The following is a 21,297-nucleotide window of genomic DNA, read 5'->3' on the forward strand; positions in this document are numbered from 1 at the left end:
CACGATGGCGGGGGTCCGTAGCTCAGTTGGTAGAGCAAGCGACTTTTAATCGAGAGGTCCCGGGTTCGAGCCCCGGCGGACCCACCATCGATGCCTCGGGCGTTGCGCCGAGCAGGCGGCGGCATGTCCCGGCGATTCTCGCGGGCGCATCGGTCGCGGCCGTCGGCATCATCTTCATCCTGCTGGTCGGTCTCGCGGTAGATCATTGGCCGTTCGCATTCGATCGCGCGATCATCCTCGGCTTGCGCGCATGGCACGGGCCGTCCTGGCTGCCGAACGTCGCGATCGACGTCACCGCGCTCGGCGGCGGCATCGTGCTGACGATCGTGGTGGTCGTCGTCACCGGTCTGCTGATCGTCCAGCGGCTATGGCTGACCGCACTGGCGACGCTGGCCGCCAGCATCACCGGCGGGCTGATCGTCGATTTCGTCAAGGCGCAGGTCAACCGCCCGCGCCCCGACATCGTCGAGCACCTCGTCACCGTCACCAACATGAGCTTCCCCAGCGGGCATTCGGCCAACAGCGCGATCGTCTATCTCACGCTCGCCGGCCTCGCCTCGCAGGTGACGGAGAACCGCGCGACCCGGCGCTATCTGCTGATCGTCGCGATCCTGCTGGTCGGCGCGATCGGTTGCAGCCGCGTCTATCTCGGCGTCCACTGGCCAAGCGACGTGTTGGCCGGGTGGAGCTTCGGCACGCTCTGGGCGCTCGCCTGGTGGCTCGCCACCGCGCGCGTGCGCGAATCAATCGGCGGCGAGCGCTAGCAGCGCCTTCGCCGCCTTCAAGTGCGGCGCGTCGACCATCCTGCCCTCCAACTGGAGCGCACCCGCACCCGGATTGGCAGCGAACAGGTCGACGATCGCCTGCGCCTTGGCGCGCTCTTCGGGAGACGGTGTGAAGGCCGCGTTGATCACCGCAACCTGGCTCGGGTGGATCGCCATCATCCCCGTGAACCCGTCGCGCCGCCCGCGTGCGGCATAGGCGGCAAGCCCGTCCAGATCGCGGAAATCGGGATACACCGTCTCGATCGCCGCCACCCCCGCCGCATGCGCGCCGAACAGCGTCAGCGACCGGGCAAGGTGGTACGGCGCGGTGTACGATCCGTCCGCCTCGCGCGACGTCGCCGCACCGATCGCCGCGGGCAGATCCTCGGCACCCCAGGTCAGCCCGACCAGCCGGTCCGTGACGCCGCCATAGGTCCCTAGCGCGAACATCGCCGCGGGCGTCTCGGTCGCGATCGGCAGGATCGCGATGTCGTCGCCCAGCTTGGCGTCGAGCGCGGCTAGTGATGCGCCGCCCTCTGCCTTGGGCAGCACGATGCCATCGGGCTTGCCGGGAAGCACCGCCGCGAGGTCGTCGTCCGACAGCCCGGAGTCGAGCGGGTTGATCCGCACGAACAGCGGCACCGTCCGAGGCTCGGCGAGGAACGTCGCCACATGTTCGCGTGCTGCCACCTTACCGGCGGGCGCAACTGAATCCTCCAGGTCGAGGATCAGCGCGTCCGCCCCGAGCCCGAGCGCCTTGACCATCCGCTCGGGCCGGTCGCCCGGCACGAACAGCAGAGAGCGGAGTCTCACCGCCCCTTCTCGGCGAGCGCGCGCTCCCACGCCAGCGCATCGCGGACGATCCCGTCGAGATCGGCGTGCCGCGGCGTCCAGTCGAGCGTCTCGAGGATCGCGCGATTGTCCGAGATCAGCATCGCCGGATCGCCCGCGCGACGCCCTTCGAGACGACGCTCGATCGTCCGGTTGGTGACCTTGTCGACCGCATCGAGCACCTCGAGCACCGAGAAGCCCTTGCCATAGCCCGCGTTGAGCGTGTGGCTCTTGGTCGGTTCGGCGATCAGCACGTCGAGCGCAGCGACATGCGCGGCGGCAAGGTCGGTGACGTGGATGTAGTCGCGCACCCCGGTGCCGTCGGGCGTGTCGAAATCGGTACCGTAGACGCCGACCGCGTCACGCTTGCCGGTCGCGGCTTCGACCGCGATCTTGATCAGGTGCGTCGCGCCGACCGTCGACTGGCCGCTACGCCCCTGCGGATCCGCGCCGGCGACGTTGAAATAGCGCAGCGCCGCATAGTTCATCGGGTGCGCCGCGGCGACATCGCGCAGCATCGCCTCGGTCATCAGCTTCGACATGCCGTACGGGTTGATCGGCACGGTCGGATCGCCCTCGGCGACGGGCACCTTCTCGGGCGTGCCATAGGTCGCGGCGGTCGACGAGAAGATGAAGTGTGGCACGCCCTTGACCACCGCGCTCTCGATCAGTGCGCGGCTCGCGGCGGTGTTATTGCGGTAATATTTGAGCGGATCGCTCACCGACTCGGGGACGACGACCGAGCCGGCGAAATGCATGATTGCCTTGACGTTATGCTCGCGGATCGCCGCGCGGACCTTCGCATCGTCGGCGACGTTCGCCTCGACGAGTGCGGCGCGGGCGTCGACCGCCCAGTCGAACCCGGTGACCAGATTGTCGAGCACGACGACGTCATATCCCGCGTCGAGCAGCGCCAGCACCGCGTGGCTGCCGATATACCCGGCGCCGCCGGTGACCATAACCTTACCGTCGATCATACGCGTCTCCTCTTTGTTGCGCGGTAGCGACTTCCTATCTTGGGAGAAAGGAGATCGTGATGACGGATTATGTAACGCTCGCCGGCGGCTGCTTCTGGTGCACCGAGGCGGTATTCAAGGACGTGATCGGCGTGAAGAGCGCCGAGAGCGGCTATATCGGCGGCCACGTGCCGAACCCGAGCTACAAGCAGGTGTGCGGTGGCGACACCGGCCATGCCGAGGCGATCCGCATCGGCTTCGATCCGGAGCAGCTGAAGCTCGGCGACCTGCTCGACATCTTCTTCGCGACGCACGACGCGACGACGCTCAACCGGCAGGGCAACGACGTCGGCACGCAGTATCGCTCGGCGATGTTCCCGGCGGACGATGCGCAGAAGGCGGAGATGGAGGCGGCGTTGGAGCGGGCGCAGGCGGATTCGCCCAAGCCGATCGTCACGACGATCGAGCCGATGGACACGTGGTACGAGGCCGAGGGCTATCACCAGGATTACTGGGAAACCTCCGGCCGCTCGAACCCGTATTGCATGGCGGTGATCCCGCCGAAGCTGCAGAAGCTGCGCAAGAGCTTCGCCGCGCGGTCGAAGGCGGCGGTTAACGCGTAAGACAGAATGGGTTCCCGCGAAGGCGCAAAGGTGATGAGAGCTGATATGCCCGTTCCGGCCTATCGAAAGATTGAAAATCTCTTCGCGCTTTTGCGCCTTCGCGTGAACTAGTCTTATTCTAACGATGCGCAGCACGGCGAAGGCGGTCGTTGATCGCTTCGCCGATGCCGTCGAATGGAATCGGCGCGATCGCGATCCTTGGGTGATCGTTCGCATCGGCGGCGTGAAGCAGGTCGAACAGCTTCGCCGCGGCTTCGACTAGGTTGTTTGTGCCAGATAGCGTGACGTCTCCCCCGACGTCACCAAACCCGATCAACCACTCGCCCACGGCAGCTTCGGTCGCATTCAACCGGAGTGCCTTGCTCGGCGCATAATGGCTCTCCAGCTGCCCCGGCGCGGTAACCCCAAGCTCACTCCCCCCCGGCGAAGGCCGGGGCCCAATTGGGGGACGCTCGGGATCAGCGCTGCGCCCGGTTACATCCGACGTTCCAATTGGGCCCCGGCCTTCGCCGGGGGGGTGTTGGAGGTGCTGGCGGATCGCTTCAGCCGTAACGGGCCCCGGCCGCAGCACTATCCGCCCAGCCACGATCGTCGACTCCAACCCCGCCTCGGTAGCCCCATCGTCGATAATCAACGGCACGTTCCCCCCCAGACTTCCCGCAACATGCGCCGCGGTAGTCGGTGAAATCCCCCCGCTCGCATTGGCCGAAGGTGCCGCCAAAGGCCGCCCCGACGCCACGATCAACGCCTGCATAGCCCGATGCCGCGGCACCCGAACCGCGATCGTATCCAACCCCGCCGTCACCAGCGAAGCGATCCCCGAATCCTCCCTTACCGGCAACACCAGAGTCAAAGGCCCCGGCCAAAACGCCTCGGCCAGCGCCCGAGCCTCCGCATCGAACACCGCGATCCGCTCCGCCGCCGCCAAGTCCGCCACATGCACGATCAGCGGATTGAAACTCGGCCGCCCCTTGGCCGCATAAATCCGCGCCACCGCCTCCGCATTGGTCGCGTCCGCCGCCAGCCCGTACACCGTCTCGGTCGGCACCGCGACGATACCGCCGTCGCGAATCAGCGCAGCCGCCTCGGCGATCGCGGCCGTGCCGTAGGGTAAAATCCGAGGGTGTGGACGGGTCATTCCACAGGCGTATAGCGGGTCCAAACCGTAGCGATAAGAGGATGCGATGGCCTTCACTCCAGCAACCACCGAACAGCGTTTCGTGCTCGACCATGTCGTGCGGATCGGCGAGATCGCCGCGACCGAACGCTATGCCGCCGCCAGCGACGACGTCGTCGATGCGGTCCTCGAAGGCGTCGGGCAATTGGCGTCAGGCGAATGGGCCCCGCTCAACCGCACCGGCGACACCGTCGGCGCGAAATGGACCCCGGACGGCGTGGTCATGCCCGACGGCTTCGCGCAGGCGTACAAGGATTATGTCGAGGGCGGCTGGGGCGGAATCGGCGTCGAGGAAGAATGGGGCGGGCAGGGCCTGCCGTTCGCGATCCAGACCGCGGTGCTCGACACATTGGGCTCGGCCAACATGGGCTTCGCGCTCTGCCCGACGCTGACCGTCGGCGCGATCGAGGCGCTCCAGCATCACGGCAGCCCTGAGCAGCAGGCGCTCTACCTCCCCCATCTCGCGACCGGCGAATGGACCGGCACGATGAACCTCACTGAGCCGCAGGCGGGCTCCGACGTCGGTGCGCTGCGTGCGACCGCCACGCCACTCGGCGACGGCAAATGGAGCATCAAGGGCACCAAGATCTACATCTCGTTCGGCGATCACGACATGGCGCCGAACATCGTCCACCTCGTCCTCGCGCGGACACCGGGCGCACCGGCAGGCACGAAGGGCATCTCGCTGTTCCTCGTCCCCAAGTTCCGCCTTCAGGAAGACGGTACGCCGGGCGACTTCAACGACGTCCGCGTCGTCTCGATCGAGCACAAGATGGGCCTCCACGCGTCCCCCACCTGCGTGCTGAGCTTCGGCGACAATGACGACTGCATCGGCGAGCTGATCGGCGCGGAGCTCGGCGGCATTCGCGCGATGTTCACGATGATGAACAACGCGCGGTTGAACGTCGGCCTCCAGGGCGTCCAGGTCGCCGAAGGTGCGACGCAAGGCGCGGTCGCCTATGCGCTCGACCGCGTCCAGTCGGCGCGCGCCGGTTCGCCGAACAAGGACTCGGTCAAGATCGTCGAGCATCCCGACGTCCGTCGCATGCTGATGCGGATGAAGGCGCAGACCCAGGCCGCACGCGCGCTCGTCTACTACGCGGCAGGGCAGGTCGATCGCGCCAATCTCGGCGACCATGCCGCGCGCAACCGCCTCGAACTCGTCACGCCATTGGCCAAGGCGCACGGCACCGATCTCGGCAACGAGGTCGCGTCGCTCGGCATCCAGGTCTATGGCGGCATGGGCTATGTCGAGGAAACCGGCGCCGCGCAGTATTTCCGCGATGCCCGCATCACTCCGATCTACGAGGGCACCAACGGCATCCAGGCGGCGGATCTGGTCGGGCGGAAACTCGGTCTCGACAATGGCGGCGCGTTCGCCGCGCTGATCGCCGACATTCGCGCGGAGGCGAAGGACGATCGGCTCTTGGCACTGGTCGACGCGTGCGAAGCGATCGGGCGTAAGCTCGCCACCGCGGACGCCGACGACAAGCTGGCGGCAAGCTACCCGTTCCTCACCATGCTGTCGGTCGCCACCTGCGGCTGGCTGATGGAGCGGCAGGGCGGCGTCGCGGGCAGTGACGATTTCGGCCGGATGAAGACCGCGGCGGTGCGCTTCTACCTCGACCAGATCGTCCCCGAGGCGATGGGCCTCAACGCCGCCGCCAACGCGAGCGCGGCCGTCTTGTACTCGATCGAAGCGGACCTGTTCGCGGCCTGATCTTGTCCTCACTCCCCCGTCATCCTGACGAAAGTCAGGATCCAGAGCCAAGCACGTTAGCCCCTTTGGCTCTGGATCCTGGGTCGAGCCCAGGATGACGAAATTGGAATGCCGGCCTCCTGCCCATTCGTGCAAACGCGCCGTCCCCCCTTGATCCTCCCCCGCAAGGGGGAGGTGGCACCGAAGGTGACGGAGGGGGAGGGCTACGCAACGGCAGTGATGCCTTACCGCCCCCTCCGTCTGGCAAGCGCCAGCCACCTCCCCCTTGCGGGGGAGGATCGCGAGGGACGCCACTGGTCACGACAGCCAAACCACGCCGTCATGCCAGGCTCGTTCCGGCATCCACCCTTCCGCAGATCCGAGGGAAATGAGAACGCGGAACGTTGGTCCCCGGAACAAGCCCGGGGTGACGGAACAAGCAGGGATGGCGCCCCTTGTCCGTTCGCCCTGAGCGTAGTCGAAGGGCATGCCCAATTCATAAGCGCTTCGACTTCGCTCAGCACGAACGGGGGAGGGGCGCGCTGCATCGCTCGCAACATCTGGTTCCCAACCACTCGACGGCCCCGCGCAACGAACGGTATGGGTAGGCGGAAATCTCTGAAAGCCCGACCGATGTTCGACCTCGACGCCTATCTCCTCCGTGTCGCCATGCCCGCGCGCCCGACGCTTGACTCGATCGGTCTCGGCCGCCTGCAACACGCGCACCGTCTCTCGATTCCGTTCGAGGATCTCGACGTCGTCCTCGGCCGCGGCATCGCGATCGACACCACATCGGTGTTCGCCAAGCTCGTCACCGCACGGCGCGGCGGCTATTGCTTCGAGCACAACCGCCTCTTCCTCGACGCGCTTGCGGATCTCGGCTTCACCGCCCGCCCGCTGCTCGCGCGCGTCTGGTACGCCGCGACCGACCTGCCGCCACCGCTCACGCACACCTTCGCGCTGGTGACGATCGACGGCCAGGACTGGATCGCCGATACCGGTTTCGGCGGCAGCTACACGCCCGTCCTTCCGCTAGCCGATGGTGCGGAGGGCACCGCCCCCGACGGCGCCCGTTTCCGCCTCGAAGCGACCGAAAGCGGCTGGATGCTGCTCCGCGACGGCGATCCGATGACGACCGACGGTCGCGGGATCGGCGAGGGATTCCAGCCGCAATACAGCTTCACGCTCGCGCAGGTGTTCGACGCAGATCTGGCGCTGTCGAACCACTGGACCTCGACCGCGCCGTCCAGCCGCTTCACGCACACGCCGATCGCCAGCATCGTCCTGCCCAATGGCTTCGCATCGCTGATCGGCCGCAACTACCGCCGACGTTCGGGGACCGATACGACCGTCGGCGAGATCACCGATCCGCGCGTCTACCGCATCCGCATGAGCCTGTTGTTCGGGATCGACCTGAGCGTCGAGGATGTCGCCGCGCTCGGATTGTTCTGAAGTTCAATCCACTCCGTTCGTGCTGAGTAGCGACCGAGTAGCTCCGTCAGGAGCGTATCGAGGGTGCGTATCGAAGCTTGGGTTCCACGCGCCAACCTGTCCTTCGATACGTCCTCTCGATACGCGGCTTCGCCACTACTCGATGACTACTTAGGACGAACGGGGGAGGGGGAGTACGAACGAGAGAGGGTGAGGACAAACGCAAGGGGCAGGGGAGGCGAAGGAATTCGCTCGCAGCGACTTACGCCCGCTCCCGCTCCAGCAGATCATGCGCATCCAGCCCCAACAGATCGATATGCCCCAAGATCCTGGGCCACTGCGTCGTCACGAAATTCTCGCGCTCCGCTACACGCAAAGCTTCCGCAGCACCCGGCATCACGAACATCCCGACGCCGCGTCGCACCTCGACATAGCCGTCGTCCTGGAAGCTCTGATACGCCTTGGCGACCGTCAGCGGGTTCGCGCCCTGCTCGGCGGCGAACGCGCGGACCGACGGCAGTTGGTCGCCCGCGCGATAGTCGCCGCGAAGTATCCCCGCGGCGATCGTGCTGCGGAGGCGGATATATACGGGGCTGTCGTCGCTGCTGAGCGCTGTCATGCTGTTCTAATACAGCAATTAGCTCCAAAGTCGAGCCTTACGAGGCCCAATGGCTTACGAGCCGTGCCATATCCGGGCGAGGCCGTTCGTCGAGCGCCCGCGACGGCGTGCCGATGAACATGAACCCCGCGATCCGCTCCGCCGCCGTCCCGAACGCATCGCGCACCAAGTCCGAATAGGCCGGCCACCCCGTCAGCCAACCGCCCGCAAACCCCTCCGCATGCACCGCGTGAAGCAGGTTCATGCACGCCGCCCCCGCCGAAAGCTCCTGTTCCCAAAGCGGAATCTTGCTCTCCTTCGGCGACGACAGCACGACCACCAGCGTCGGCGCCTGGTGCGCGAACTGGTCGAGCGATTCGAGTTCGGTCCGCGACGCCGCAGGCCGCTCCGCCAGATACGCGTCTGTAATCAGCGTCGACAGCGCCGCGCGGTGTTCGTCACCCACGACGACGAACCGCCACGGCGCGAGCTTGCCGTGATCGGGCGTCCGCGCCGCGATCTCGAGGATCGTCGCCAGCTGGTAGGAATCGGGGCCGGGCGCGATCAAATCGCGCGGTTTGCCCGAACGGCGGGTGGCGAGCAGCGAGAGCGGCGTGGAGCGATCGTTGAGCATGCTCCGGCAGATAGGCCCTGATGTGCGATATTTACAGTCCGGGCTTTGTCGTTAAGTTGCGCGCGATCGAGCGCCCGTCAGCAGCGCACCAAGGAGCTTCATCACCACATGGCCAATCCCCACGCGATCAGGGGCAGCGGCGTTCCTGCCGATGCGAAGACGTTTTTCGGGCACCCGCGCGGGCTGTTCATGCTGTTCTTCGTCGAGCTGTGGGAGCGCTTTTCGTTCTACGGCATGCGGGCGATCCTGGTGCTGTATCTCACCAAGCATTTCCTGTTTGGCGATGAGCCGTCCTACGCGATCTACGGCGCGTATACCTCAATGGTGTACATCACGCCGATCATCGGCGGCTACCTGTCCGACCGCTTCCTGGGGCCGCGCAAAGCGGTGCTCGCGGGCGGCATCTTCATCACGCTCGGCCATCTGCTGCTGGCGATCGTCGAGGCGCCGCAGGGCGTGCACGGCGCCGCACTCAACGGCTTCTATCTCGGTCTCGCCTTCATCATCGTCGGCACCGGCTTCCTGAAGGCGAACATCTCGGTGCTCGTCGGCAAGCTCTACGCCCGCGAGGACATGCGGCGCGATGGGGCGTTCTCGATCTTCTACATGGGGATCAACACCGGCGCGTTCGTCGGCCCGATCGCGGTCGGCATCCTCGGCGAGACGGTCGGCTGGTCGTACGGTTTCGGCGCCGCGGGCATCGGCATGGCGCTCGGGCTGATCATGTTCATCCTGTTCCAGCGCGAACTGCACGGTGTCGGCGAGGCGCCCGACGCTGCCGTGCTCGCATCGAAGCCGGTTGCCGGGCTGTCGATCGAATGGCTGATCTATCTCGGCGGGATCGTCGGCGTCGCCGTCTCGTGGTGGCTGGTGCGCAGCCAGGGCGTCGTCGGCACCGCGCTGATCGTCGCGTCGCTCGTCACCGTCGGCTACATCCTGTGGACCGCGGTCGCCAAGCTGCCGCGCGTCGACCGCGACCGGATCTTCGCCGCGCTGTTCCTGATCGCGCTGGCGCCGCTGTTCTGGGCGCTGTTCGAGCAGACCGGGTCGTCGCTCAACGTCTACACCGATCAGTCGGTCGACCGCGTCGTGTTCGGCTGGACTATCCCCGCCTCGGTGTTCCAGTCGGTCAACCCGTTCTTCATCATCACGCTGGCGCCGGTGTTCGCGGCGATCTGGACCAGGCTCGGCAAGTCGGGGCTAGAGCCGAGCGCGCCGTTCAAGTTCGGCATCGGCCTGATCCTGGTCGGCGCGGGCTTCTTCGTGCTGACGCTCGGTGCGCCGGCCCAGGGCCTGACCCCGGCGATCTTCGTCGTACTGCTCTACATGCTGCATTCGATGGCCGAGCTCTGCTTCTCGCCGATCGGCCTGTCGTCGATGACGCGGCTGTCGGTGCCGAGCATGACCGGGCTGATGATGGGCACGTGGTTCCTGGCGACTGCAGGCGGCAATTTCCTCGCCGGCCTGATCGCGCAGGCGACCGGCGGCGAGGGGGCTGGCGTCGGGCGGGTGCTCGAAGTGTACGGTCGGATCGGCTGGTTCGCGATCGGCGTCGGCGTGGTCGTGCTGGTGCTCGCGCCGTTCGTGACCAAGCTGATGCATCTCGACCAGATGGGCGCGGTCGATCACGCGATGGCCGGCCAGAACGAACTCGGCGAGCCGGGCGCTGCCGGCCTCGACACCCGCGGCGAGCAGGTACCGCGAGGCTGACGCAGAAATTCCCCTCCCGCTTGCGGGAGGGGTTAGGGGAGGGCGCGACGTACGTACCGGCGTCCGGTCTATGAGGCACGCCCCTCCCCCGACCCCTCCCGTAAACGGGAGGGGAGCAGTTAAATCCGAGTCATCGACAGCGCCTTCTCGCCGTAGCGCGGCCCAGCCGTCCCACCACGCGGCGCGGCCGCATCCAGCTTCGCCAGATCGTCCGCGGACAGCGCGATATCCGCCGCCTTCATGCTGTCCTCCAGCGTAACCCGACGCTTCGACCCCGGGATCGGCACGATGTCGGCGCCCTGCGCCAGCAACCACGCGAGCGCCACCTGCGCAGGCGAAGCCCCATGCGTGTCGGCGATGGCCTTTACCACCGCCACCATCTCCATGTTCTTGGCGAAGTTCTCCTCCGAATAGCGAGGGTCATTCCGCCGGTAATCGCCCTCGGGCAGGTCCGACCGCGCGGTAATCTGCCCCGTCAGGAAGCCCCGCCCCAACGGCGAATACGGCACGAACCCGATCCCAAGCTCACGACACAGCGGCAGGATCGCGTCCTCCACGTCCCGCTCCCAAAGCGAATATTCGCTCTGCAAAGCCGCGATCGGATGCGTCGCCGCCGCTCGCCGAATCGTATCGAGCCCAGCCTCCGACAGCCCGAGATGCCGCACCTTGCCCTCGCGAACGAGGTCCGCCATCGCGCCGACCGTATCCTCGATCGGCACGCCCGGATCGACGCGGTGCTGGTACAGCAAGTCGATCGTCTCGACCCCGAGCCGCTTCAGCGATCCCTCGCACGCCCGCCGCACATTGGCCGGCGTGGAATCGACCCCCGTCATCCCATTCTCGTCGTAGCGGAAGCCGAACTTGGTCGCGATCACGACGCCGTCGCGCTTGCCGCGGATCGCCTTGCCGAGCAGTTCCTCGTTGACCAGCGGACCATAGATCTCGGCGGTGTCGAACAGCGTCACGCCGAGCTCGATCGCGCGGTGGATCGTGGCGATGCTCTCGTCGGCGTTCGCCTCGCCGTACATGCCCTTGCCGATGCCGGCCATCGGCATGCAGCCGAGACCCAGCGCGGAAACCTCGAAATCAGGGCCGAGCGTGCGATACTTCATGGGTGTTCTCCTGAGCGCCGACGCGATCGGACCGCGCTGCGACGGAGATGGTAACGGCGGTGTCCATCGTCACGTTCCCGACGGTGCGAAACAGGTCGGGTATGGTCTCGACTGCGATGAGCAGACCCAGGACCTCGAGCGGGATGCCCATCGCCAGCGCCACCGGCGCGACCGACGCGACGAAGCTGATCGTACCGGGCAGCGAGATCGACCCCATCGTCGTGATCGCCGCGGTCGCCACGCCCGCCGCCATCTGCCCCGGCCCGATCGGCAGCCCCAGCCAGTGCGCGACGTACAGCGCCACGGCTAGGTTCATCGCCGGGCTGGTCGCGCGGAACACCGCGACCGACAGCGGCAGGACGATTCCGGCGGTGGCGGGCGACGCACCGAGATCGGTCGAGGCCTTCAGCATCGCCGGCAGCGAGGCGAGCGACGACTGCGTGCTGATCGCCACCGCCTGCGCCGGCGCGACCGCGCGCGCGAACCGGCCAAAGCCGACCCGCCCGCCGATCATCCCGATCGGATAGGCGGACAGCAGGACGATGAAGCCGATCGCCGAAACGCAGACGATATAGTGGAGCAGCGCGCCGAACGCCGCCGTACCGGTGCGCGCACCGACCCCGTAGGCGAGCGCGAAGATGCCGATCGGTGCGAGCTTCAGCACCCATTTGATGATGATCAACAGCGCGTCGACGACCGCCTGGAAGAAGCCGGTCAGTATGCGGCGACGATCGTCGGGCAGCTTCGTCACGGCAAAGGCGAAGGTCAGCGCGAAGACCGTGAGCGGCAGGAACGAGTCGCTGGAGGCTGCGGCGACGATGTTGGTCGGCACGATCGTATCGAAGAACGCGCCGATCCCCGGCACCGGCCCGACCGGCGCGGCGCCCGTCAATGCGGCCCGCAGCGCGGCGCCGAGCGCGTGCGGCAACGGAAAGGCATCGAGGATCAACGGCATGACCAGCGCGGACATGATCGTCGTGCTCCACAGGATGACGACGATCATCACCATCGCGCGCACGGTAATCCGCCCGGCGCGCGCCGCCTCGGTGGTCGCGCCGATCCCGGTCACGAGCAGCCCGACGACCAGCGGCACGATCACCATCTGCAACCCGTGCAGCCATGCAGAGCCAATCGGCTGGGTCACCGCCGTCGCCGCGATCGCGTTCGCCGGCGACCAGGCCGCCGCGGCGATGCCCATCGCGATGCCGCCGATCAGGGCCGCTAGAATCCGTGTAGTCTGCGACATGCTCGCCCTTCGTGATGTACCGCGCTATCAAACGGATCGGACACCGATACGGGACGGAAAGCACGCGCGATGGCAAGAAAATATTTCGGCACCGACGGCATTCGTGGTGCCACCAACGTCTCGCCGATGACCGCGGCAATGGCGATGAAGGTCGGCATGGCCGCCGGCGCGTATTTCCAGCGCGGCGATCACCGCCACCGCGTCGTCATCGGCAAGGACACGCGGCTGTCGGGCTACATGCTCGAATCGGCGTTGGTCGCGGGCTTTACCAGCGTCGGCATGGACGTCGTCATGGTCGGTCCGATGCCGACGCCTGCAGTCGCTATGCTCACCCAGTCGATGCGCGCCGACATCGGCGTGATGATCTCCGCCAGCCATAATCCGTACGCGGATAACGGCATTAAGCTGTTCGGCCCCGACGGCTACAAGCTGTCGGACGAGGCCGAGGCAGCGATCGAGGCGCTGATCGACGGTGAGATACCGCTCGTCCCCTCGGGCCAGATCGGCCGCGCGCGCCGGATCGAGGATGCGCAGGGCCGCTACATCCATTTCGCCAAATCGACCTTCCCGGAGAATCTCCGCCTCGACGGGATGCGCGTGGTGCTCGATTGCGCGAACGGTGCCGCCTACAAGGTCGCACCGTCGGCCTTGTGGGAACTCGGCGCGGACGTCGTCGCGATCGGCGTCACGCCCAACGGCACCAACATCAACGACGGCGTCGGCTCGACCGCCCCGCAGGCGCTTGCCGAGACGGTGGTCGCCAGCGGCGCGGACATCGGCATCGCGCTCGACGGCGACGCCGACCGGCTAATCGTGGTCGACGAGACCGGCACGATCGTCGACGGCGACCAGCTGATGGCGACGATCGCCGCCAGCTGGGCACGCCAGGGGCGGCTCGCCGGCGGCGGTCTGGTCGCGACGGTGATGTCTAACCTCGGCCTCGAACGCCATCTCGCGGCGCAAGGGCTGGGCCTCGTCCGCACCGCGGTCGGCGATCGCCACGTGCTCGAGAAGATGCGCTCCAGCGGCTATAATGTCGGCGGCGAACAGTCGGGCCACATCATCCTCAGCGACTATGCGACCACCGGCGACGGTCTCGTCGCGGCGTTGCAGATCCTCGCCGAGGTCAAGCGCTCGGGCGCCCCGGCCAGCGAAGTGCTCCACCGCTTCGAGCCCCTGCCGCAGTTGCTCAAGAACGTCCGCTTCGCCGGCGGCAAGCCGCTCGATCACGACGCGGTCAAGGCGGTGATCGCCGAAGCCGAAGCCGAACTCGCCGGCAAGGGACGGCTCGTCATCCGCCCATCGGGCACCGAACCGGTGATCCGCGTGATGGCGGAGGGCGACGATCTTGCCCAAGTCGAACAGATCGTCGACCGGATCTGCGACGCCGTACGAAAGGCCGCCGCCTGATGTTGGAGATGCGCCGCGCCTGCGAACGCTGCACGACCGACTTGCCCGCCGATGCACCCGGCGCGTTCATCTGCTCGTTCGAATGCACCTTCTGCGCGGAATGCGCCGACGCGCTCGACGAGCGGTGTCCGAACTGCGGTGGCGAATTGTTGGATCGCCCGACAAGGCTGGGCGAGGCGCCGCCGCAAAAGCCGGCAGCGGGCAGACGGCACTAGGCGCGGTTCGAGAGGAACGGTGCGAGTAAGCGCCACCCAACCACTTCTACCACCCCAACCCTTCTACCACCCCGGCGGAGGCCGGGGCCCAGTTGGAAAGGTCCAGGTAACAGATCGCAACCCTCAGTCAGCAACGTCCCCCAACTGGGCCCCGGCCTCCGCCGGGGTGGTGAGAGGAGAGCGTATCCCTGTCCTACATCCTACCGATCATGACATAGCCCACCATATGACCGCCAACCGCGCCAACCCCAGTCCGGCATCCCCAGTCCAACCCCGCCTCAGGCAAAGTGCAGACCCGCGCCAGCGTCTGCACTTCGTGCACTTCGCCCCGATTTCGGACACTTTATGACAGCGCGGGTTCTCATAATAGCCGGCTCCGACTCGGGCGGCGGCGCAGGAATTCAGGCGGATATCAAGACGGTAACCATGCTCGGCGGCCACGCGATGACCGCCGTTACCGCGATCACCGCACAGAACACGCTCGGCGTGCAGGCGGTCTACCCGGTCCCGACCGACATGGTCCTCGCGCAGATAGACTCGGTCGTCTCGGACATCGGTGTAGACGCCGTAAAGATCGGCATGATCGGCTCGGCGGACACCGCCAATGCCGTAGCTGACTACCTGACCTCCTTGTTCTCCCGCGAAGGCGGGAGCCCAGACTGGACTCCCGCCTTCGCGGGAGAACAAGGAAGGGCAGGGCACCATCACTCGGCACGCATCCCCATCATCTTCGACCCGGTGATGATCGCAACCTCCGGCTCCGTTCTCGCGGACAGCGACACCATCGCCGCCTTCACCCGCCTCATGCGGATCGCCACGCTCGTAACCCCCAACCTCCCCGAACTCGCAGCACTCGGCGGGGAATTCGCAATTCGCGCACTAGGCCCAGCCGTCCTCGTAAAAGGCGGCCACGCCGAAGGCCCCCACATCACCGACCGCCTCGTCACCGACGCCAGCGAAACCCGCTGGACCAACCCCCGCATCGAAACCCGCCACGCCCACGGCACCGGCTGCACGCTCGCCAGCGGCATCGCGACCGGGCTTGCCCAAGGCCTGCCGCTCGACGCCGCAATCGAGCGCGCCATCACGTTCGTCCGCGCCGCGCTTGCCAACGCACCCGGGCTAGGCGCAGGCCACGGCCCAATGGGGCACGCCCTCGGCAACAGCCCGTTCGACCAGTTGAAAGACCTCTGATGCCCGGCATGAAACACGAAAAGCTCTGCGTCGGCCCGGTCGCTGGTGTCGACGAAGCCGGTCGCGGTCCGCTCGCAGGACCGGTTGTAGCCGCCGCCGTGATCCTGCCCGCAAAGGGCGTCCCCCGCGGCATCGACGACTCGAAGAAGCTCTCCGCCTCCGAGCGCGAACGGCTCTGCGCCCGCCTCAAAGGCTGCGCGATCGTCGGCATCGGCATCGTCCAGCCGGAAGAGATCGACACGCTCAATATCTACTGGGCGACGATGAAGGCGATGACGCTCGCCGTCGACGCGCTGGCGGTCGAACTCGGCCACGCGCCCGGCCACGTCCTCGTCGACGGCAACCGCTTGCCCCGCTGGACTTACCCCGCGACCCCCCTCGTCGGCGGCGACGCAAAATCGCTGTCGATCGCCGCCGCCTCGATCGTCGCCAAGCACACGCGCGACCTCATCATGATCGCCGCCGCCGACGTGCATCCCGAATATAACTGGCATTCGAACAAGGGCTATGGCTGCGCGCATCACATGAAGGCGCTCCGCGATCACGGCCCCACGCCGATTCACCGCCGCAGTTTCGCGCCCGTCGCCGCCGCCTATCTGGCGCGCGAGGGACTTTTCGCACAGGAAACGACGAGCTGAGTCTTTCGCGCCACACCCCAAGGGCTTGAGCCGCGAGTCTCCCACGACTCAACATCTGGGCAACGGCGACTCGATTGGTCGCAGCCGCGGATTCTCGCGAAAACGCCGTTAACGAATGTTTGCTTGACGGAGTCGGACAATTCCGCCGCTATGGGCGTCGATAAGGGGCGGAAAACATGGGTTTGATCGACACGATCGCACGGCCGCGTGCGAAAAAGACAGTGGAGCCGGCGGTTCAAGCCGTCCTTCCACTCGACCAGATCCTGCGTGGCGACTGCATCGAGCACATGAAGGCGCTCCCGTCGAACTCGATCGACATGATCTTCGCCGACCCGCCCTACAACCTCCAGCTCGGCGGCGAACTCTATCGCCCCGACGGCAGCCACGTCGACGCGGTCACCGACGACTGGGATAAGTTCGACACCTTCGCCGCCTATGACCGCTTCACCCGCGCTTGGCTCAAGGAAGCACGCCGCATCCTCAAGGACGACGGCGCGCTCTGGGTCATCGGCAGCTATCACAACATCTTCCGCGTTGGCGCCGCCGTGCAGGATCTCGGCTACTGGATCCTCAACGACATCGTCTGGCGCAAGACCAACCCGATGCCCAACTTCCGCGGCACCCGCTTCACCAACGCGCACGAGACGCTGATCTGGGCATCGAAGGGCGAGAAGGCGAAATACCACTTCAACTACCGCGCGATGAAGACGCTCAACGACGAGCTCCAGATGCGCAGCGACTGGGAATTCCCGACCTGCGGCGGCGGCGAGCGGCTGAAGAAGAACGGCACCAAGGTGCATCCGACGCAGAAGCCCGAGGCGCTGCTCTACCGCATCCTGCTCGCGTGCACGAAGCCCGGCGACGTCGTGCTCGACCCGTTCTTCGGCACCGGCACCACCGGCGCGGTCGCCAAGCGTCTCGGCCGCAGCTGGATCGGAATCGACCGTGAAGGCGATTACATCGAAGCCGCGCAGGAACGCATCGAGGCTGCACTGCCGCTCGATGAGTCGGCACTTGCGACGATGATGAGCCCCCGCACGCAGCCCAAGGTCGCGTTCGGCGTGCTGGTCGAGAACGCGTATCTCGCCCCCGGCGCGGTGCTGACCGACTCGAAGCGCCGCTGGCGCGCGACGGTCCGCGCGGATGGCTCGCTGCTCAGCGACTGCGGCACGATCGGCTCAATCCACAAGCTCGGCTCGACGCTCCAGAACGCCCCCGCCTGCAACGGCTGGAGCTTCTGGCATTACGAAAGCGACAAGGGCCTGAAGCCGATCGACGACCTCCGCCAGACGTACCTGCTGGCGACGACTGTCTGAGCAAAGTCCCGTTCGTGCCGAGTAGAGACCGAGCGTAGTCGAGGGCTCGTATCGAGGTACAGGTCCTTCGATACGCCATCTCGACAAGCTCGATGCCTGTTCGGGACGAACGGGGTGGGTTTGAACGTACGGTGGATTTGAGGAAAAGAGGATCATGACCAGCCTCCACCTCCGCCCCGTCCAGTTCGTCGACACCCCGATCGACCACGCAGACGGCAGCGTCGCGCGCCTGGCTGGCGGCCTGCAGTGGTTCGCCGCCTACGAGGTGATCGAAGCCCGCACCCGCCGCACCATCCCCGTCGCCGAAATCGCGACGCTCGGCGAGCACGCCGCGCACCTCCACGCCGCCATCACCGCCGTTCGCCCCCCCCTCCAGCTCGGCGAACGCACGCTCCGCTTCGACCAGCCGATCGTCGCCGGCATACTCAACGTCACCCCCGACAGCTTCTCCGACGGCGGCAAGCACGTCGACGACCCCGCCGCAGCGGCCGCCGCCGGCATCGACATGGCCGCCGCCGGCGCGACGCTGATCGACGTCGGCGGCGAGTCCACCCGCCCCGGCGCTCCCGCAGTATGGGAAGGCGACGAGATCGCGCGCCTGGTCCCCGTCGTCGAACGCCTCGCGCGCGCCGGCGCGATCGTCTCGGTCGACACGCGCAAAGCCGCCGTCATGGAAGCCACGCTCGCCGCCGGCGCGCACATCGTCAACGACGTCGCCGCACTCCTCTGGGACGATCGTACGCTCGATGTGGTCGCAAAAAGTGGCTGCCCCGTCGTCCTGATGCACTCACCCGACCCCAAGAAAGGCGGCCACGGCGATGGAGGGTACGGCAACGTCCTGACCGATGTCTTCGACTGGCTCGAAACCCGCATCGCCGCGGTAGTCGCCGGCGGTGTCGACCGATCGCGGATCATCGTCGATCCCGGCATCGGCTTCGGCAAGACGCTCGCCGAGAACCTCGCGCTGCTCAACGGCCTCGCGATCTTCCACGGGCTCGGCTGCCCGATCATGCTCGGCGCCAGCCGCAAGCGGTTGATCGGCGCGCTCTCGAACGAAGCACCAGTCGACCAGCGCCTCGCCGGCTCGCTCGCCCTGGCGCTGAAAGGGGCGGAAGCCGGCGTCCAGATTCTCCGCGTCCACGACGTCGCCGAAATGGTGCAGGCGGTGAAGATCTGGCGTGGCCTGCGCGATCAATCGCTCGTTGGCGGCTAAGCGGGGCGGCTGATCGTCGCTGCATTGCAGCGAAACGTCTCTTCGCGCATTAAAAGCCCTGTAAACAAGGGAGCTTTCGTTTGATCGTCACTGCAACACCGCGCTTCAGTCAGATCCTGAGCGAAGTCTGGCGCCCACTGCTCGGCCTGTTCGTCTGGGATGTGATCGTCACGATCACCTATTACGTCCTGCCGTTCCACGCGCCCGCGCTGCCCCTGACCCTCTTCGGCACCGCACTCGCGCTGTTCCTCGGCTTCCGCGACAATTCGGCGTATCAGCGCTGGTGGGAAAGCCGCGGTCTCTGGGGCCTGATGATCAACGCCTCGCGCAACCTCGCGCGTATGGCGCGCAACATGCTGCCCGAGCCCGAGGGCCACGACATGAAGCGGACGATCGTGCTCCGCCAGATCGCGTATGTGAACGCGCTACGCTGCCAGTTGCGCAAACAGCCCGCACCGCCCGAGGTCCTGCGCTTCCTGTCGAAGGAGGAGGCGTCGTTCGCGCTAGAGCGCACCAATATCGCCAACGGCCTGCTCGACGGCACGGGCCGCCGGATCGACATCGCGCGCCGCAACGGCTGGATCGACACCATCCAGCAGATGCAGTTCGAGTCCATTCTCGTCGATATCGCCAATGCGCAGGGCGGCATGGAGCGGATCAAGAACACGCCGCTGCCCAATCAGTACCGCTTCTTCCCGAGCCTGTTCACGCGACTGTTCTGCGTATTGCTGCCGATCGGCCTGGTGGAGACGCTGGGCTATGCGACGCCGGTCGGCTCGACGATCGCCGGACTGATGTTCCTCGCCGTGCTGCAGATCGGCGACGATCTGGTCGATCCGTTCGCGGACACGATCCACGACGTGCCGCTGAACGCGATGTGCCGGACTATCGAGATCGACCTGCTCCAGGCGATCGGCGATCCAGCGCCCGAGCCGCTGACGCCTGACAAGGGCGTGCTCTGGTAACGCTCTTCGCAGGCATGCACCGACGTACATTTGCGGCCTAAGCGGGCGCCGCCAAATCTCGAAGTGCCTCGGATGCGGCGCGCGAGACGCACCGAGACTGGCGACAGCGTCCTGCCAAGACGAGGCGCACGTCAGGCGGCGTTGTCGATGCCCAGTTCGCCAAGCTTGCGATACAGTGTCGATCGTCCGATCCCGAGCCGTCGTGCGACTTCGGTCATCCGACCGCGATAATGGCCGATCGCCAGACGGATCACGTCGGCCTCGATCTCCTCGAGCGCGCGAAGGTTGCCGTCGGCGCGGAAGAGCGTCACGCCGCCGCCGCCCGCCGCAACCGTCGCGGGAATACGGCGCCGATTGCCCAGCGCGGCGATCTGCGGGAAATCGTCTTCGGTCAGCGCAGCGTCCTCGCAGAGCACGGCTGCGCGGAAAAGTGCGTTCTGCAACTGCCGAACATTGCCCGGCCAGTCGTACTGAACCAGCAGCGCCAGCGCGGAATCGGTAATGCCCAGCGACCGCAACCCTGGCTGTTCGGCGATCCGCGCGAGCAGATGGCGTGCCAGGGCAGGAATGTCGCCGGTCCGCTCGCGCAACGGCGGGATCATGACCTGGACCACGTTGAGCCGGTAATACAGGTCTTCGCGGAACCGGCCGGCCTCGACTTCGTCGAGCAAAGGCGTGTTGCTGGCGGCGATGACCCGGACATCGACGTCGTGCGGATGGCGCGCGCCGATCGCGTGGACCTCGCCGGTCTGGAGGACGTGGAGCAGCTTGGCCTGCGCCTCGAGCGGCATTTCGCTGATCTCGTCGAGGAACAGCGTCCCGCCGTCGGCCTCCCGGAAGCGGCCGGTCTTGCGCTCGAACGCACCGGTGAACGCACCCATTTCGTGGCCGAACAGCTCCGATTCGACGAGGTTGGCCGAGACCTCACCGCAATTGACGCTCATCATCGGCTTCTTGGCGCGGGGCGAGGCGGCGTGGATGGCTTCGGCGATGACGTCCTTGCCCACGCCGATCTCGCCTTCCAGCAACACCGAGACGCGTGCCCGCGCAGCCTTGGCGGCGATGGCCAGCGCGGCACGGAAATCCGGCGACGATCCGACGATCTCGTCGAACCCGAGCAGCGCAGGTATCTTTTCGGTAAGGGGACGGAGTTCGCCGGTCGACGTGGCGCCGACGGCGGTATCGAGCGCGGCGAGAAAGCGGTCGGGCGCGAGCGGCTTGACCAGGAAGTCGGTGGCGCCCGCGCGCATCGCAGCGACGGCGTGAGACACCGATCCGTTGGCGGTCAGCATCAGGATCGGCAGTGCCGGCCGACGTTCGCGCAACGCGGCGATGAGACCCGTCGCGTCGGCATCGGGTGCCGAGTGATCGAGGACGATCGCGTCGAGCTGCATCCCGTCCTGCGTTCCGAGCGTCGCGATCGCCATCTCGCCGTCGGTCGCGAAGATCGCGCGCCAGCCGCCACGCGTGGCAAGCGCCGCCACCAGCCGTCGCTGCGCAGGCTCTTCGTCGATCAGCAGTAGAAGGCGCTGCCCGTTGCGCGTCATGGCGAATCCTGTCCCGTT

At 66.7% G+C, this 21,297-nt stretch carries 20 protein-coding genes and 1 tRNA gene; 13 read left to right on the forward strand and 8 right to left on the reverse strand.

Annotated elements, in window-relative coordinates; all coding sequences use genetic code 11:
- Positions 1-11: 11 nt before the first annotated feature.
- Together C8J43_RS04465 and C8J43_RS04470 are read left to right on the forward strand one after the other, a co-directional pair.
- A tRNA-Lys gene (locus C8J43_RS04465) sits at positions 12-87 on the forward strand.
- Positions 88-242: 155 nt separating this feature from the next.
- The gene (locus tag C8J43_RS04470) at positions 243-764 is read left to right on the forward strand and encodes a phosphatase PAP2 family protein (protein ID WP_165899543.1); all 522 of its coding nucleotides are present in this window, start codon (positions 243-245) and stop codon (positions 762-764) included.
- On the opposite strand, the gene C8J43_RS04475 is transcribed toward C8J43_RS04470, so the two are convergent.
- Entirely contained in the window at positions 744-1,577 is an 834-nt protein-coding gene (locus tag C8J43_RS04475; RefSeq protein WP_133029856.1) for a CoA ester lyase, read from the reverse strand. The two genes, C8J43_RS04470 and C8J43_RS04475, sit on opposite strands and share 21 nt — an antisense overlap.
- A complete protein-coding gene (gene galE, locus C8J43_RS04480; protein ID WP_133029857.1) occupies positions 1,574-2,572 on the reverse strand; it encodes a UDP-glucose 4-epimerase GalE in 999 nt (332 codons plus the stop codon). Before galE ends, C8J43_RS04475 begins: the two co-directional genes overlap by 4 nt.
- Positions 2,573-2,631: 59 nt before the next feature.
- Between galE and msrA the strand changes: the two genes are divergently transcribed.
- Entirely contained in the window at positions 2,632-3,174 is a 543-nt protein-coding gene (gene msrA, locus C8J43_RS04485; RefSeq protein WP_133029858.1) for a peptide-methionine (S)-S-oxide reductase MsrA, read from the forward strand.
- A gap of 118 nt (positions 3,175-3,292) precedes the next feature.
- Here the strand turns inward: msrA and C8J43_RS04490 are convergent, their stop codons facing one another.
- Positions 3,293-4,312, reverse strand: coding sequence for an L-threonylcarbamoyladenylate synthase (locus tag C8J43_RS04490; RefSeq protein ID WP_133029859.1), 1,020 nt, complete (start codon positions 4,310-4,312; stop codon positions 3,293-3,295).
- 46 nt (positions 4,313-4,358) lie between these two features.
- On the opposite strand from C8J43_RS04490, the gene C8J43_RS04495 reads away from it, so the two are divergent.
- Both C8J43_RS04495 and C8J43_RS04500 read left to right on the forward strand, forming a co-directional pair.
- Positions 4,359-6,071 (forward strand): acyl-CoA dehydrogenase, encoded by a 1,713-nt coding sequence (locus tag C8J43_RS04495; RefSeq protein WP_133029860.1) that lies wholly within the window; start codon positions 4,359-4,361, stop codon positions 6,069-6,071.
- A 612-nt stretch (positions 6,072-6,683) separates the two neighbouring features.
- A complete protein-coding gene (locus C8J43_RS04500) occupies positions 6,684-7,502 on the forward strand; it encodes an arylamine N-acetyltransferase (RefSeq protein WP_133029861.1) in 819 nt (272 codons plus the stop codon).
- Positions 7,503-7,743: 241 nt separating this feature from the next.
- On the opposite strand, the gene C8J43_RS04505 is transcribed toward C8J43_RS04500, so the two are convergent.
- Together C8J43_RS04505 and C8J43_RS04510 are read right to left on the reverse strand one after the other, a co-directional pair.
- Complete coding sequence (locus tag C8J43_RS04505) at positions 7,744-8,100, reverse strand: GntR family transcriptional regulator (protein WP_056053547.1); 357 nt, start codon at positions 8,098-8,100, stop codon at positions 7,744-7,746.
- A 37-nt stretch (positions 8,101-8,137) separates the two neighbouring features.
- Positions 8,138-8,713, reverse strand: coding sequence for a nitroreductase (locus tag C8J43_RS04510; RefSeq protein ID WP_133029862.1), 576 nt, complete (start codon positions 8,711-8,713; stop codon positions 8,138-8,140).
- Positions 8,714-8,821: 108 nt separating this feature from the next.
- On the opposite strand from C8J43_RS04510, the gene C8J43_RS04515 reads away from it, so the two are divergent.
- Positions 8,822-10,423 (forward strand): peptide MFS transporter, encoded by a 1,602-nt coding sequence (locus tag C8J43_RS04515; RefSeq protein ID WP_133029863.1) that lies wholly within the window; start codon positions 8,822-8,824, stop codon positions 10,421-10,423.
- 119 nt (positions 10,424-10,542) lie between these two features.
- On the opposite strand, the gene C8J43_RS04520 is transcribed toward C8J43_RS04515, so the two are convergent.
- Together C8J43_RS04520 and C8J43_RS04525 are read right to left on the reverse strand one after the other, a co-directional pair.
- A complete protein-coding gene (locus C8J43_RS04520; RefSeq protein WP_133029864.1) occupies positions 10,543-11,535 on the reverse strand; it encodes an aldo/keto reductase in 993 nt (330 codons plus the stop codon).
- Positions 11,510-12,781 (reverse strand): cation:dicarboxylase symporter family transporter, encoded by a 1,272-nt coding sequence (locus tag C8J43_RS04525; protein WP_133029865.1) that lies wholly within the window; start codon positions 12,779-12,781, stop codon positions 11,510-11,512. The genes C8J43_RS04520 and C8J43_RS04525 overlap by 26 nt, the downstream gene beginning before the upstream one ends.
- 69 nt (positions 12,782-12,850) lie before the next feature.
- Here C8J43_RS04525 and glmM point away from each other — a divergent pair, with 69 nt between their 5' ends.
- The 7 genes from glmM to C8J43_RS04560 all read left to right on the forward strand — a co-directional run bounded on the left by glmM (position 12,851) and on the right by C8J43_RS04560 (position 19,732).
- The gene (glmM, locus tag C8J43_RS04530) at positions 12,851-14,191 is read left to right on the forward strand and encodes a phosphoglucosamine mutase (RefSeq protein WP_133029866.1); all 1,341 of its coding nucleotides are present in this window, start codon (positions 12,851-12,853) and stop codon (positions 14,189-14,191) included.
- The gene (locus C8J43_RS04535; RefSeq protein WP_133029867.1) at positions 14,191-14,406 is read left to right on the forward strand and encodes a DUF1272 domain-containing protein; all 216 of its coding nucleotides are present in this window, start codon (positions 14,191-14,193) and stop codon (positions 14,404-14,406) included. Before glmM ends, C8J43_RS04535 begins: the two co-directional genes overlap by 1 nt.
- A gap of 345 nt (positions 14,407-14,751) precedes the next feature.
- Positions 14,752-15,600, forward strand: coding sequence for a bifunctional hydroxymethylpyrimidine kinase/phosphomethylpyrimidine kinase (locus C8J43_RS04540; protein ID WP_133029868.1), 849 nt, complete (start codon positions 14,752-14,754; stop codon positions 15,598-15,600).
- Positions 15,600-16,238: a ribonuclease HII gene (locus C8J43_RS04545; protein WP_133029869.1), complete on the forward strand. Its 639-nt coding sequence runs from the start codon at positions 15,600-15,602 to the stop codon at positions 16,236-16,238. The genes C8J43_RS04540 and C8J43_RS04545 overlap by 1 nt, the downstream gene beginning before the upstream one ends.
- 176 nt (positions 16,239-16,414) lie before the next feature.
- Positions 16,415-17,554 (forward strand): site-specific DNA-methyltransferase, encoded by a 1,140-nt coding sequence (locus tag C8J43_RS04550; protein WP_133029870.1) that lies wholly within the window; start codon positions 16,415-16,417, stop codon positions 17,552-17,554.
- Positions 17,555-17,708: 154 nt separating this feature from the next.
- Complete coding sequence (folP, locus tag C8J43_RS04555) at positions 17,709-18,767, forward strand: dihydropteroate synthase (protein ID WP_133029871.1); 1,059 nt, start codon at positions 17,709-17,711, stop codon at positions 18,765-18,767.
- Positions 18,768-18,847: 80 nt separating this feature from the next.
- Positions 18,848-19,732: a bestrophin family ion channel gene (locus tag C8J43_RS04560; RefSeq protein WP_060526015.1), complete on the forward strand. Its 885-nt coding sequence runs from the start codon at positions 18,848-18,850 to the stop codon at positions 19,730-19,732.
- Between the two features lie 131 nt (positions 19,733-19,863).
- Here the strand turns inward: C8J43_RS04560 and C8J43_RS04565 are convergent, their stop codons facing one another.
- Positions 19,864-21,279 (reverse strand): sigma-54 dependent transcriptional regulator, encoded by a 1,416-nt coding sequence (locus tag C8J43_RS04565; RefSeq protein ID WP_056053510.1) that lies wholly within the window; start codon positions 21,277-21,279, stop codon positions 19,864-19,866.
- Positions 21,280-21,297: the final 18 nt, after the last annotated feature.

It is taken from the genome of Sphingomonas sp. PP-CE-1G-424, from assembly GCF_004341085.1.
Classification (GTDB): domain Bacteria; phylum Pseudomonadota; class Alphaproteobacteria; order Sphingomonadales; family Sphingomonadaceae; genus Sphingomonas.

Bases quoted from the DNA above. Each gene is read 5' to 3' on its own strand.
- galE (WP_133029857.1), bottom strand. From the start codon at position 2,572: ATGATCGACGGTAAGGTTATGGTCACCGGCGGCGCCGGGTATATCGGC.
- msrA (WP_133029858.1), top strand. From the start codon at position 2,632: ATGACGGATTATGTAACGCTCGCCGGCGGCTGCTTCTGGTGCACCGAG.
- C8J43_RS04490 (WP_133029859.1), bottom strand. From the start codon at position 4,312: ATGACCCGTCCACACCCTCGGATTTTACCCTACGGCACGGCCGCGATC.
- C8J43_RS04495 (WP_133029860.1), top strand. From the start codon at position 4,359: ATGGCCTTCACTCCAGCAACCACCGAACAGCGTTTCGTGCTCGACCAT.
- C8J43_RS04500 (WP_133029861.1), top strand. From the start codon at position 6,684: ATGTTCGACCTCGACGCCTATCTCCTCCGTGTCGCCATGCCCGCGCGC.
- C8J43_RS04505 (WP_056053547.1), bottom strand. From the start codon at position 8,100: ATGACAGCGCTCAGCAGCGACGACAGCCCCGTATATATCCGCCTCCGC.
- C8J43_RS04510 (WP_133029862.1), bottom strand. From the start codon at position 8,713: ATGCTCAACGATCGCTCCACGCCGCTCTCGCTGCTCGCCACCCGCCGT.
- C8J43_RS04515 (WP_133029863.1), top strand. From the start codon at position 8,822: ATGGCCAATCCCCACGCGATCAGGGGCAGCGGCGTTCCTGCCGATGCG.
- C8J43_RS04520 (WP_133029864.1), bottom strand. From the start codon at position 11,535: ATGAAGTATCGCACGCTCGGCCCTGATTTCGAGGTTTCCGCGCTGGGT.
- C8J43_RS04525 (WP_133029865.1), bottom strand. From the start codon at position 12,781: ATGTCGCAGACTACACGGATTCTAGCGGCCCTGATCGGCGGCATCGCG.
- glmM (WP_133029866.1), top strand. From the start codon at position 12,851: ATGGCAAGAAAATATTTCGGCACCGACGGCATTCGTGGTGCCACCAAC.
- C8J43_RS04535 (WP_133029867.1), top strand. From the start codon at position 14,191: ATGTTGGAGATGCGCCGCGCCTGCGAACGCTGCACGACCGACTTGCCC.
- C8J43_RS04540 (WP_133029868.1), top strand. From the start codon at position 14,752: ATGACAGCGCGGGTTCTCATAATAGCCGGCTCCGACTCGGGCGGCGGC.
- C8J43_RS04545 (WP_133029869.1), top strand. From the start codon at position 15,600: ATGCCCGGCATGAAACACGAAAAGCTCTGCGTCGGCCCGGTCGCTGGT.
- C8J43_RS04550 (WP_133029870.1), top strand. From the start codon at position 16,415: ATGGGTTTGATCGACACGATCGCACGGCCGCGTGCGAAAAAGACAGTG.
- folP (WP_133029871.1), top strand. From the start codon at position 17,709: ATGACCAGCCTCCACCTCCGCCCCGTCCAGTTCGTCGACACCCCGATC.
- C8J43_RS04565 (WP_056053510.1), bottom strand. From the start codon at position 21,279: ATGACGCGCAACGGGCAGCGCCTTCTACTGCTGATCGACGAAGAGCCT.